At 63.3% G+C, this 13,324-nt stretch carries 8 protein-coding genes; 7 read left to right on the top strand and 1 reads right to left on the bottom strand.

The annotated features are described in order from the left end of the window. Nucleotides 1–34: 34 nt before the first annotated feature. Both EP376_RS05440 and EP376_RS05435 read left to right on the top strand, forming a co-directional pair. Nucleotides 35–2,653, top strand: a complete 2,619-nt coding sequence (locus tag EP376_RS05440; protein WP_127654497.1) for a cation-translocating P-type ATPase — start codon at nt 35–37, stop codon at nt 2,651–2,653. A 59-nt stretch (nt 2,654–2,712) separates the two neighbouring features. Then, entirely contained in the window at nt 2,713–3,375 is a 663-nt protein-coding gene (locus tag EP376_RS05435; protein ID WP_164744869.1) for a helix-turn-helix domain-containing protein, read from the top strand. A 320-nt stretch (nt 3,376–3,695) separates the two neighbouring features. Here EP376_RS05435 and katG read toward each other — a convergent pair whose 3' ends face one another. Then, complete coding sequence (katG, locus tag EP376_RS05430; protein WP_127654495.1) at nt 3,696–5,873, bottom strand: catalase/peroxidase HPI; 2,178 nt, start codon at nt 5,871–5,873, stop codon at nt 3,696–3,698. Nucleotides 5,874–5,990: 117 nt separating this feature from the next. Here katG and EP376_RS05425 point away from each other — a divergent pair, with 117 nt between their 5' ends. The 5 genes from EP376_RS05425 (at nt 5,991) to EP376_RS05405 (ending at nt 13,321) form a co-directional block, all read left to right on the top strand. Next, nucleotides 5,991–6,920: a hydrogen peroxide-inducible genes activator gene (locus tag EP376_RS05425; RefSeq protein ID WP_127654494.1), complete on the top strand. Its 930-nt coding sequence runs from the start codon at nt 5,991–5,993 to the stop codon at nt 6,918–6,920. A 287-nt stretch (nt 6,921–7,207) separates the two neighbouring features. Beyond that, nucleotides 7,208–8,290, top strand: coding sequence for a C4-dicarboxylate TRAP transporter substrate-binding protein (locus EP376_RS05420; protein ID WP_127654493.1), 1,083 nt, complete (start codon nt 7,208–7,210; stop codon nt 8,288–8,290). 119 nt (nt 8,291–8,409) lie between these two features. After that, nucleotides 8,410–10,353 (top strand): TRAP transporter large permease subunit, encoded by a 1,944-nt coding sequence (locus EP376_RS05415; protein WP_203330870.1) that lies wholly within the window; start codon nt 8,410–8,412, stop codon nt 10,351–10,353. A 31-nt stretch (nt 10,354–10,384) separates the two neighbouring features. Continuing rightward, nucleotides 10,385–11,755 carry an amidohydrolase family protein gene (locus tag EP376_RS05410; RefSeq protein ID WP_127654492.1) on the top strand — a complete coding sequence of 457 codons (1,371 nt, stop codon included), beginning with the start codon at nt 10,385–10,387 and terminating at the stop codon, nt 11,753–11,755. Between the two features lie 255 nt (nt 11,756–12,010). Continuing rightward, the gene (locus EP376_RS05405) at nt 12,011–13,321 is read left to right on the top strand and encodes a serine/threonine protein kinase (RefSeq protein WP_127654491.1); all 1,311 of its coding nucleotides are present in this window, start codon (nt 12,011–12,013) and stop codon (nt 13,319–13,321) included. The last annotated feature ends 3 nt before the right edge of the window (nt 13,322–13,324 follow it).

The following is a 13,324-nucleotide window of genomic DNA, read 5'->3' as shown; positions in this document are numbered from 1 at the left end:
AGTCCGGTCCTGCGTCGGGCAATCTGACGGGGATATGGCGCCCAATTCAGAAGCCGGCCTCCCGGATGAGGCAGCACACGCCACCGACACCGGTCGCGGCCTGACGCGCGATCAGGTGGCCGAGGCGCGGCGCAGCCATGGCTGGAACGAACTGCCGGAGCCCGACAGGGTCGGCCCCCTGACTGTCCTGATCCGCCAGTTTTCGAGCCTTCTTGTCGTCATCCTGATCATCGCCGCATTGGCCGCCCTCGTTCTGGGCGAGATCGTGGACGCGGTCACCATCGGGATGGTGGTTCTTCTCAATGCCGGGCTGGGCTTTGTTCAGGAATGGCGCGCGGAAACCGCGCTGACCTCGTTGCGCAAGCTGATGTCGCCCAAGGCGATGGTGATCCGCGACGGGGCCGAACAGGTCATTCCGGCGCGCGACATCGTGCCGGGCGACCTTCTGTTGCTGGCACCGGGCACCAAGATTGCAGCGGATGCCGATCTGATCGAGGCAAGTTCGCTACAGATCGACGAGAGCGTTCTGACGGGCGAGTCGGTGCCGGTTCAGAAGACCACCGACGGTGACGCATCTTCGGTCTTTGCCGGAACCTCGGTGACAGCCGGCCGGGCGGAGGCGCGGGTTACCGCGACGGGCGCGCAGACAGAATTCGGCCGGATCGCCGGTCTGACCGGATCCTTGGGGCTCAAGACGACAAACCTTCAGATCAAGCTGGGCCAGCTGGCACGGCAGCTTGGGGCGGCGGCCCTTCTGGTGGCGCTGGGTGTGGTTGTCCTCGGGCTTGTCATGAACCGCGACGTGACCGAGATGGTTCTAACGGGGCTGTCGCTTGCCGTGGCCATGGTGCCCGAGGGCTTGCCGGCGGTCGTGACGATCACGCTTGCGCTGGGGGCCACGGCGATGGTCCGGCAGAACGCACTGGCGCGAAAGTTGCAGGCCGTCGAAACGCTGGGCGCGGCCTCGGTGATCTGCACCGACAAGACCGGCACTCTGACCGAGAACAAGATGACCGCGACCCGTCTTCACACGCTGGAACACAGCTATGAGGTGACGGGCACGGGATATGATCCGGCGGGCCACATCCTGCGCGACGGAACCCGCCTGCGGGCGGCCGACGATCCGGTTCTGGCCGCACTCCTGACCGCGGGGCTTTATTGCAACCACGCCCGGCTGAAGGAGGAAAACGGCGCGTGGGAGATGTTGGGCGAGCCGACGGAAGGTGCGCTGGTGACGCTTGCCTACAAGGGCTGGTGCGGTACCGGGGCCGCGCCCCGGATTCTCGCCGAGATCCCGTTCAGCAGCGACCGCAAGCGGATGAGCGTGCTGCATCAATCCGCCGATGGTCCGGTCACGCTGACCAAGGGTGCGCCCGAAACGATCCTCGATCTGTGCAGCGAAGGGCTGACCACTGAGGGCGTGCGACCGTTGACACCAGAAGACTGGGCCCGGATCACCGAGAACTATACCGCCATGGCGCAGGACGGGCTGCGCGTGATCGCCCTTGCGCGACGGCAGGACGGGCCGGAAATCAGGGAGGAGGGTCTGACGTTTCTGGGCCTTGTCGGCCTGATCGACCCGCCCCGCGCGGATGTGCGCGAGGCCATCGCCAGTGCGCGCGCGGCCGGCATCCGGACGATCATGATCACTGGCGACAGTCCGATCACGGCCACGGCGATCGCGCGGCAACTTTCCCTTCCTGTCAGCCGTCACCTGACAGGGCCGGAGCTGGAAGAGCTGGACGACGAGACGCTTGATGCGATCCTTGCCGAAGACGTACTCTTTGCCCGCACGCGGCCCGAACACAAGATGCGGATCGTCTCGGTCTTGCAGGATCAGGGGCAGATCGTCGCGATGACGGGCGACGGGGTCAACGACGCGCCCGCGCTGAAGAAGGCCGATATCGGGGTCTCGATGGGGATACGGGGCACGGATGTGGCCCGTGACGCGTCGGACCTCGTGCTGCTTGACGACAATTTCACGACGATCGTCCGCGCCATCGGCGAAGGGCGGCGGCAATTCGCGAACATCCGCAAATTCGTGCGCTACCTCCTGTCGTCGAACGCGGGCGAGGTGATCGCACTGGTCGTCAATATCGCCATCGGCGGGCCGCTGGTCTTTCTGGCGACGCAGATCCTGTGGATGAACCTTGTCACCGATGGCGTCACGGCTGTGGCGCTTGGTCTTGAGAAGTCGGAACCCGACCTGATGAAGGAAAAGCCGCGCGAAAAGGACAGCGCGATCCTCGGGATATGGGGGATCGTCACGATCGTTGTCTTCGGGCTCTATACCGGGTTGTCGAGCCTTTGGATCTTCTTTCACCTGATGGATCAGGGGGTTGAGCTTGCACGCACGGCGGCCTTCACTGCGATGGTCGTCTTTGAAAAGGCGAGCGTCTTTGCCTTCCGCTCGCTGCATCTGACGACCTCGCGCATCGGCTGGTTCAGCAATCCGTTCCTCTTGGCGGCGCTTGGTGTCACGCTGGGGGCGCAGCTGTTGGCGATCTATTGGGCGCCGCTTCAGATCATGCTGCATACCGTCCCGATCGGAACAGACGACTGGATGTTGATCGGACTGTTCGTGCTGCCGATCCTGATCGTGCCCGAATTGTTCAAGTCGTCGAGGATGCGGATTGCATCAAGGCGGGCCTGAGGCACGCATACGCAACGCGAGGCTTTTCCTGCATGGTGGGATCGCGTAGCAAAGATGTCATGGAAGGGACGGCGATCAAGAACCTGCGACGGCGGCTCGGCATCACCCAACAGCAGTTGGGAGACCGGCTTGGCGTCGATCAGGCCACGGTCAGCCGATGGGAGCGCGGTGTGGAAAACCCGCGCCTGTCGCGACAGAAGGTGCTGTATGCGATCCTGCTTCGCGACGAGGAGAAACGGTTCCTCGATCGCAGCCTCTCGATCGTCCGCAACGATCTGATGGTGTCGACACTCGTCAACGAACGTCTGGAACTGAGCGAACTTTCGGCCTCGAGCGAGAATTACTTTGTCCGCCGGGGGCGCGACCCCGACGCCATCGTCGGCATGCATATAGACAGATATGCCGAACGGTATGGCCTTCCTGAAATGAATGGGCTTGTCGAACAATCAGGCCTTCTGACGGGCGATTGCCTCATGTTCCGGTTCAGCGTCACTGGCAACGGGCTGGGCAACACAACGGTCTGGGAGCCGCTGTTTCTGGGCGGGCACTTCCACGGCTTGATCAACTCGCTCGTGACGGAATTCGAGGTGCCCTTCAGCGGGCCGACCACGATCGAAATGGCGGAATGCATCCGGATCGACGATCCGGCCGAGCTCTGTTCCATCTATCGCGGTCCTCGTGCGGACCTCGTGGCCTCTTTGGCGAAACGTCCCAGCTTATAGTCATGCCAAGACTGTGATGGCCAAATGCGTGGAACGCATATTTTCGCCCTTCTCAGGGTAATCGTTCTATCGGAGACAAGAGGCAGTTCCGGCCCTGTGCCAGGCACTGGTATCGAGTATCGGACGCATGTCGTCCTTTGGTTATGCAGGGCCGGGGCCACCCCCGTGGTCGCATCCCCGATGTATGGCGCGCCATGCCGTGCGGCGCCCATCGCGGGTTGCATCGTCAATGACTGGGAAATCAGAAGTCCTGCAGCCCGTCAGGTAAGCGGGCAGCGGGTGGAACCGGGCAGCGCATGCCGCCCGGTTCTGTCCTTGGATCAGGCGACCAGATCGAAGCGGTCGGCGTTCATCACCTTGGTCCATGCGGCGACGAAATCGCGCACGAACTTTTCGGCGTTGTCATCCTGTGCATAGACCTCGGCATAGGCGCGCAGGATCGAGTTGGAGCCGAAGACCAGATCGGTGCTGGTGGCTGTCCACTTGACCGCGCCGGTCTTGCGGTCGCGGATCTCGTAGGTGCCGTCCTCGGCCGGTTCCCACGCATTGGCCATGTCGGTCAGGTTGACGAAGAAATCGTTCGTCAGCTGGCCTTCGCGGTCGGTGAAGACACCATGCTTCGATCCGCCGTGGTTGACGCCCAGCATCCGCATCCCGCCGACGAGAACCGTCATCTCGGCCGCTGTCAGGCCCAGAAGCTGCGCCTTGTCGAGGAGAAGCTCCTCGGGGGCGACGGCATATTGCTCCTTCTGCCAGTTGCGGAAGCCGCAGGCGAGAGGCTCCAGAACCGAGAAGCTGTCGGCATCGGTCTGCGCGTCGGTTGCGTCACCGCGACCCGCGGCGAACGGAACCTCGATATCGTGGCCGGCGGCCTTGATCGACATCTCAAGCCCGACGTTGCCGGCCAGAACGATGACATCCGCGATGGATGCGCCGGTCTCGCTGGCGATGGGCTCGAGGATGCCGAGGACCTTGGCCAGACGCTCGGGTTCGTTGGCGACCCAGTCCTTCTGCGGAGCAAGACGGATGCGCGCGCCGTTGGCGCCGCCCCGCTTGTCCGACCCGCGGTAGGTGCGGGCACTGTCCCATGCGGTGGCGATCATCTCGGCTGCTGTCAGGCCGCTTTCGGCGATCTTCGCCTTGACGGCCGCCACATCGTAGGAAGTGGAGCCCGCAGGGATCGGATCCTGCCAGATCAGGTCTTCGGCGGGGACGTCGGGGCCGTAGTAATTGGCCTTGGGTCCCATGTCGCGGTGGGTCAGCTTGAACCATGCGCGGCCGAAGGTGTCGGCGAAATACTCGGGGTCTGCCCGGAACTTCTGGCAGATCTCGTTGTAGATCGGGTCGACCTTCATCGCCATGTCGGCATCCGTCATCATCGGCATGCGACGCTTGGACGGATCGGTCGGATCGACCGGCATCTCGCTCTCGGGCATGTCGACCGGCTTCCACTGGTTGGCGCCGGCGGGCGATTTCGTAAGCTCCCACTCATAGTCGAAGAGGTAGTCGAAATAGCCCATGTCCCACTGGGTCGGATGCTTCGTCCAGGCGCCCTCGATGCCGGAGGTGAAGGCGTTTGTTGCCTTGCCGTCCATGCCCGGGTTCGCCCAGCCAAGGCCCTGGCTGTGGACAGGGCAGCCCTCGGGCTCGGCCCCGATATTGGCGTGATCGCCGCCACCATGCGCCTTGCCGACCGTGTGGCCGCCGCAGGTCAGGGCGGCGGTTTCCTCGTCGTTCATCGCCATGCGGGCAAAGGTTTCGCGCACATGGAGCGCGGTGCGCGCCGGATCGGGCTGGCCGTTCACACCCTCGGGGTTGACGTAGATCAGGCCCATGTGCACGGCGGCAAGCGGGTTATAGAGCGTCGACGTGTCGTCGAGGTCGCCGTAACGGTTTTCGGACGGGGCGAGCCATTCGTTCTCGGCGCCCCAGTTCACATCCGTCTCGGGGCCCCAGATGTCCTCGCGACCGAAGCCGAAGCCAAAGGTCTTCAGGCCCATGGATTCATAGGCCATGTTGCCGGCAAGGATGATCAGGTCGGCCCAGCTGAGCGCGTTTCCATACTTCTTCTTGACCGGCCAGAGCAGACGACGTGCCTTGTCGAGGCTGGCGTTGTCGGGCCAGGAGTTCAGCGGGGCAAAGCGGATGTTGCCCGAACCCGCGCCGCCACGGCCGTCACCCATGCGGTAGGACCCGGCAGAATGCCACGCAAGCCGGATCATCAGGCCACCATAGTGACCCCAGTCGGCCGGCCACCAGTCCTGGCTGTCGGTCATCAGCGCTTTCACGTCTTCCTTGACCGCGTCATAATCCAGCGCCTTGACCGCCTCGCGATGGTTGTAGTCGGGATCCATCGGGTTGGTGCGTGCGCCATGCTGGTGCAGGATGTCGAGGTTCAGTGACTTGGGCCACCACTTTGTGACGCTGTTGCCAAGCTCGGTATTGCCGCCGTGCATGACGGGGCAGCCGCCTGCGGGATCGACGTTATTTTCGTCCATGATTTACTCCCTCGAGTCGCGCCGGGCAGGATGCTCCGGCTCTTTCTAGAATCGTTCTAGCAAATGCGCGCAATTGTCTCCAATTGGAATTCCAAAAGGTTTTGATAAACTGAACTTATGATCGGACTGACATTTAAACAGTTGCGCTACTTCGACGCGCTCGCCCGGCACCGCCATTTTGGCCGCGCGGCAGAGGCCTGCTCGATTTCGCAACCCGCCCTCTCGCTTCAGATAAAGGAGCTGGAAGGCATGTTCGGGGCCCCGCTGGTCGAACGGGGCGCCCGCGAGATTCGGCTGACACCGATCGGTGAACGGCTGCTGGACAAGGCGCGCCATATCCTTCTGGCGGTCGAGGAACTTGACGATCTTGTCCGGGCATCACAAGGGCCACTGGCGGGGCGGTTGCGTCTGGGCGTGATCCCGACCGTCGCACCCTATTTTCTGCCCGCGATCATCTCGGCCCTGTCGGCGCGATTCCCCGGGCTGGACCTGACGCTGCGCGAAGCGGTCACGCAATCCCTGATCGAGGATCTTCAGGATGGCCGGATCGACATGGCGGTGGTGGCACTTCCGATTTCGGAGCCGTCGCTGACCGAGTTTGCGCTCTTCGAGGAGGATTTCGTCCTCGTCCGCACGTCGCGGGACGCGGGCAAGCCGGTGCCCAGCCCGAAGACGCTTCAGACGATGCGTCTGTTGCTGCTGGAGGAGGGGCATTGCTTCCGCGATCAGGCACTGTCCTTCTGCCAGTTCGGCCGCACCAAGGCGGGTGCGTTGATGGAGGGCAGTTCGCTGTCGACTCTTGTTCAGATGGTCGGGGCAGGGATGGGGGTCACCCTGATCCCGGAAATGGCGGTCGACCTCGAAACCCGATCGGCCGATGTCTCGATCGCGCGATTCCCCGCGCCGCGCCCGTCGCGCCGGATCGGCATGGTCTGGCGCAAGTCGAACCCGCTGTCGGATCAGCTGATGCAGATCGGGGCCATCGTCCGGGCGGTCAGCCGGACCGGAGCCCCGGAGGATCCGGCAGATGACGGGCAGATGATCTGAATCTGCGTGTCGCAAGAATCTGACAAACGATTGCACATCGAAATCGGCGCAACCGACGTGGCGGGATTTCTGCCACGGGGCGCCGCGTCGCAAACTGAAGAAAATATGCCGAATATTGGCCTATTGCGGGAGATTTTCCGGGCGCAATCTGAAATGGGATGTTGAACGCTTTTCGGACGGATGCTATGCAATCGATTGCGCAGCACCTGATGGTGAATGGGCACTGCATCATGGCGAAAGGGTCCGGGTGTCACGGCACCACCTCGCCGAATTCCAGGGAGGAAGCAATGAGCATCAATCGACGCGCCGCACTCGGCATCATCGTCGGAGCCACCGCGGTTCCGGTTTTGGGAACACGATCCGCATCGGCCCAGACGGTGATCCGCCTGACCATGGCCTCGAGTCACCCGACCGTTCTGCCCTGGACCGCGCCGCTGGAAACCGTCGTGCGCCAGTCCAATGCCCTGCTGGAGGAGCGCGGCTCGGAATATCGCATCGACTGGACCGAAGCCTATGGCGGTCAACTCTACGGTGCGGGCGAAACGCTCGAGGCGATCACCCAGAACATCGCGGATTCCGGCTGGATCGGCGCCCTGTTCGAACCCTCGGCCCTGCCGCTTCAGAACATCATGTATTCGACGCCTTTCGCCACGACGACGCTGCAGCAGGCGCTGAACACGATGAACTCGCTCAACCGCGATGAACAGGCGATGATCGACGAATGGTCGCGCCATGACATCATGTTCTTCGGCTCCTCCGTCTCTGACGGCTACAGCCTGTTCCTGCGTGAACCGCTCGAGAACATCTCCGATATCGCGGGCCGCAAGATCCTTGGCGCCGCGGCGACCGCCTCTTACGTCGAGCCGCTTGGCGCGACGCTTCTGGCCGGTGCGCTTCCGACTTATTACTCCGATCTTCAGACCGGCGTCGGCGACGGCGTTCTGCTGGTGGGGACCGGGGCCTATCCGCTCAAGCTGCACGAAGTGGCGCCTTACGCGGTCCGCGTCGACACGGGCCCGCTGACCTTTGGGGGGCTTGGCATGAACAAGATGATCTTCGACGGCCTGCCGCAGGACGTGCAGGAGGTCATGATCGAGATGGGCGCCATCTATTCCGGCCAGAACGCGGACATGATCGTCGCGCGCGAAGCTGCGGCCTGGGACAACATGGCCGCCGAAGGCGCCGAAGTCCGTGTCATGCCGCTCGAGGAAAAGCAGCAGTGGGTCGACGCGCTTCCCGATCTTGGCAAGATCTGGGTCGAGGAGAACGAGGCCAACGGCGTGCCCGCCCGCGAGATCATGGGCAAGTTCATGGACAGGCTGCGTGCCGAAGGGGCAGAGCCTCTGCGCGACTGGTCCGCGAACATCTGAGCTGCCGACAAATGAACGCATCGCGGCGCAAAGCAGGGTCTTCGTGCCGCGGTTGCGGCTGTTCATGACAATTCGGGGCCGGCGAGCGACCGGCCCATGCACAGGACGAGGCGCGAGGCATGGCGACTGGATCGGCCGAGGCAGGACAGGCAGGCGCGGGCGGCGGAATGATCGACCGGACCTTGGGCCATATCTCGGCCCTCAATGCGGCGGTGGCCTCGCTGATCATTGTGTCGATGACGGTCCTGATCTGTCTCGATATCGCCTCGCGCAACCTGTTTTCGGTGCCGATCAACGGCGTGGCCGATTACGTATCCTATGCGATCGTGGCCTGCGTCTATCTGCAACTCGGCCTGACGATCCGCAACGACAGGCTCGTGCGGGCCACCTTTCTGAGCGACCGGCTCGAGGCCGCGCGCCCCGGGGCGATGCTCGTCCTGCAAACCGTGTTCTCGGTCTCGGCGATCATCGTGATGATCCTCGCGGTCCGCTACCTCTGGGATGATTTCATCTCCGCCTGGGTGGATGGCGAATTCCTGGGCTCGGCCGCGACCTTCCGCCTGCCGACATGGCCGTTCAAGCTCGTCGTGGGCATCGCGAGCACCTTCGCCCTGATCGAGCTGGTGGCGGATCTTTTTCGCAGATACCGGGCCTGGGCCGACGGCGGGCTGGCAGGTCGGGCGGTCACGCTTGTGATTGCGCTGGCATTGGTTGCGGGCGGCTATGTCGCGTTTCAGGCGATGGCCGCCGCGGGGCTCGACCGGATGTCGATCGGGATCGCCGCGCTGGTGGCCCTTCTGGTGCTGATCGGCCTCGGGATGCCCATTGTCTTCGCGCTTCTGATCACTTCGTTCATCGGGATATGGCTGATCCGCGACAACATGGTCGTGGCCGTCAATTCGGTAGGCATCTCGGCCAGCGCCGCGGTGCGGTCATCCGGATTTGGCGTGATCCCGCTTTTTGTATTGATGGGGCTTCTGCTCGACAAGGCGGGCGTGGGCCGCGACGCGTTTCAGGTGATGGCCGTCTTGGTGCGGCGGATCACCGGCGGCCTTGGCGTGGCGACGGTGGGGGCCAACGCGATCTTCGCCTCGATCACCGGCTCGTCCATCGCTTCGGCCACTGTCTTCTCACGCATCGCCGTGCCGCCGATGATGGATTCGGGCTATACCAAGAAATTCTCTCTCGGCATCGTAGCGGGCAGTTCGGTTCTGGGGATGCTGATCCCGCCGAGCCTTCTGATGATCATCTATGGACTTCTGGCCGAAGTCTCGATCGGTGACATGTTCATCGCGGGCATCATCCCCGGGCTTCTGCTGGCCGGCTGTTTCGCACTGCTGATCGTGGGGCTGGCGCGGTTCCGGCCCGGATATGCCGGGCGCCCGCGCGACGAATTCCGCCCCGACGACCTGTCGTTCGGTGGGATGGCGCGCGGCCTTGCGCCGGTGATCTTTGTCGTCGCAGTCGTGATGGGCGGCATCTACGGCGGCATCTTTTCTCCGACCGAGGCGGGCGCGGCGGGCGCGCTTGGCGCGCTTGTCGTGTCGCTGGCACGCCGGTCGCTCAGCTGGAACGATCTGCGGCAACTCGTGCTCGAGACCGGGGCGATCACCGCGGGTCTTCTGTTCCTGATGATCGCGGCCAGCGTCTATGGGCGGATGCTCTCGATGAGCACGATCCCGATGCAGACCGCGGGCCTGATCTCGGGGATGGACCTGACGCTGATCGGCTTCGTGATGCTTTATGTGCTGATCGTCGTGGTGCTGGGGATGATCCTCGATTCCGTGTCGATCATGCTGATCATGCTGCCGATCGCGCTTCCGGTGGTGAACGCGCTTGGCGGCGATCCGGTCTGGTTCGGCATCATCACCGTGATCGCGATCGAGATCGGCCTGCTGACCCCGCCCTTCGGGCTGAGCATCTATGTCGTCAAGGCGTCCTTGCCCGAAGGGTTCGCCACCCTGGGCGAGATCTTTGCCGCCGCCGCCCCCTTTGTCGTGATCATGGCCCTTGTCACGATGGCCCTGATCCTTGTCCCATGGCTGACCACGGCGCTGATCTGACACAGATCCCGCCGCCTAGAAGGAGAGTTCGATGTCCAAGACCCTGATCAAGAACGGAACCGTGCTGACCCTCCAGCCCGGGAGCACGCCGCAAATGGCCGACATCCTTGTCGAGGGCGAGCGGATCGCGGCCATCGGCCCCGACCTCGAACCCGCTGACGACATGATCGTGATCGACGCCGCCGGCATGATCGTGATGCCGGGCCTTGTGAATGCGCATATCCACACCTGGCAGACGGGTCTGCGGGGGCTTGCCACCGACTGGACCGGCACGAATTACTTCCGCGCGATGCATGCGGGGCTCGCCAATTTCTTTACCCCCGACGACATCAAGATCGCCAACCAGCTGGGCGCGATCAACCAGATCAACAACGGCGTCACGACGATGATCGACTGGCACCACAACAACCCCACGCCGGATCATTCCGACGCGGCCATCGACGGGTTGGAGGATGCAGGCATCCGCGCCGTGTTCCTGCACGGATCGGCCAAGCCGGATCCGAAGCCGGGGCAGAAGCATTTCTCCGAAGTGCCGATGTCGCAGAGCGAGGTGAAACGCCTCCGGACAGGTCGCCTGTCGAACGATGACGCGCTGGTGACGATGGGTCTTGCCATCCTCGGCCCCCAGATGTCGGTCGAAGAGGTGACGCTGACAGATCTGCGGCTTGCCAAGGAGTACGATCTCGTCACGTCGCTGCACCATTCCATGGCCAAGATGATGGCGCCCGAAGGCTATGTGGCGGCCGCCGCCGAGGGGCTGATCGATCGGCGCCTGAACATCGTGCATGGCAACGAGCTGACGGATCGCGATCTCGATGTGCTGGTCGAGAACGGCGCCACCTTCACCGTGACCGCAGAGATCGAGATGCAGATCTGCTATGGCGATCTGCTGAGCGGCCGACTGCATACGCGCGGTGTGCCGTTCTCGATCGGGACAGATATCGAAAGCGCCTATGCGCCCGACATGCTGGCCTGCACGCGGATCAGCCTTCAGGCCGAACGGCACCTGACGAGCCTGCGGATGAAGGCCGAAACGGGCGAACGGCCGCATCCGATCCCGCTGAGCGTGCGCGAGGCGCTGGGATGGGCCACGATCGAAGGCGCCCGCGCCGTGCGGCTCGAGGATCGGACGGGCACGCTCGAGGCCGGGAAGCAGGCCGATATCATCCTGATCCGCGCCAATGACCTGAACATGTCGGGGGCCTTCGATCCCTACAACGCCGTCGTGGGGTTCGCGCATCCGGGCAATATCGACACGGTGATGGTGGCGGGCAAGGTCCACAAGCAGGGCGGCCGGATGCTGCGCGAGGATATCCCCCAGCTTCAGGACAAGCTTGCCGCATCGGGGCAGCGCATCTTCAAGGACTTCAAGGCCAAGGCCGCAACGGCCGAATTCGCCTGATCGCTGCCTGACCGCACGTCATCGCACATGGCTCGCCTGGCGGGCCGGTTCCGCCGCCAGCCGCAAGGCAGGCGGCGGTTCGCTTTTCGGCATCCACACCGGATTGCCACCGCACGGGAGGCAACCTGCCGGCATTGTCAGGGCATCGGCCCAATGTCGCCATGATCTGATCATAATTCACCGGCACCCTGACATCACGGTTTGTGTGTTTTGTGTTCCCTGTTTTCCCTAGCTGCCAGCTGGAAAGCCCGAGACGTGCAAAACATCGCCAATTTCTCCGACGAGCCCGAAACCGATGCGCTTCCGCCGGGAAGCCAGCTTCTTTATGGTCAATACACCATCGAGAGGCATCTGATCGACGGGGGCTTCGGGATGACATACATCGCGCGCGACAGCCTAGAGCGCCGCGTCGTGATCAAGGAATCCTTTCCCACGGCGATCTGCCGGCGGCTCGGTGGGGAGGTGCGCCCCCGCAAGCCCGATTATCAGGAACAATATCAACGGGTCATCCGCAACTTCCTGCGCGAGGCCCTGCGTCTGGCCAAGCTCGATCACCCGAATATCGTCAAGGTCTACCAGGTCTTCCAGGAGAACAATACCGCCTACATCGCGATGGAATTCGTCGATGGAAAGGACCTCTTCACGATCCTTGAAGAAGAGCCGTCCCGCCTGTCACATGACCTTCTGCGCAAGCTTCTCAGAGAGACGCTGATGGCGCTGTCGCATGTGCACGACTACGACATGCTTCACCGGGACATTTCGCCCGACAATCTGATCCTCGACGAGGACGGGACCCTGACACTCATCGATTTCGGTGCCGCGCGCGAAGATCGGAGCGAACAATTCCGCGCCCTGTCGACGGTTCTGTCGGTCAAGGACGGCTATTCCCCGCATGAATTCTATTATGCGAACGGCACTCACGAACCTTCTAGCGATATCTATTCGGTGGGGGCCACGTTCTATCACCTGATCACGGGTGGCGCGCCGCCCGATTGCCAGAAACGTCTGGCCGATCTCAGTTCCGGTTTGCCTGACCCCTATGTCCCGCTGACCTCGGGGTCGGCTGTGCGGGACGACGGGTTCCTGTCGGGGATCGACCGGGCGCTGGCCGTTTCGCAGGACCGGCGTTTCCAGTCGGTCGAGGAGTGGCTGGACTTTCTGGATCTGGCGGAAACCGCGCCCGCGCCGAAGGGGCGGGTCAGGGCGCCCAAGACAATCCTGCACACCAACCAAAACGAGCTTGGGCCGAACCTCGCGATGGTGATCTCGTCTTTGGTCGAAGACACCAACAGCGCCATCGAACCCGAATTGCGCGCCGAACGCGCCCGGGCCGCTGGTCAGCCCTCGGGATTGCAGCCTGAGCCCGAGGAGAATCGCCTCGTCGATCTGCTTGGCAACCCGATCGAGGATGTCGATCGCTGGCTGCGCGAGCAGGATCGCCTGTCGAGAAAGAAGCACGCCAGAGACCCATCCGCAGCCCATGGGCGGAACGTGGGGCCGCAGTCCGGCCCCGGGGGGCAGACATCCTGGCTGAAACGAACGCTGGGCGCATTGGTCAAACGATGACCG

The sequence above is a fragment of the Alexandriicola marinus genome (genome assembly GCF_004000435.1).
Classification (GTDB): Bacteria; Pseudomonadota; Alphaproteobacteria; order Rhodobacterales; family Rhodobacteraceae; genus Alexandriicola; species Alexandriicola marinus.
Note: the sequence above shows the minus strand (reverse complement) of the source record. Positions and strands in the feature narration are given on the sequence as shown.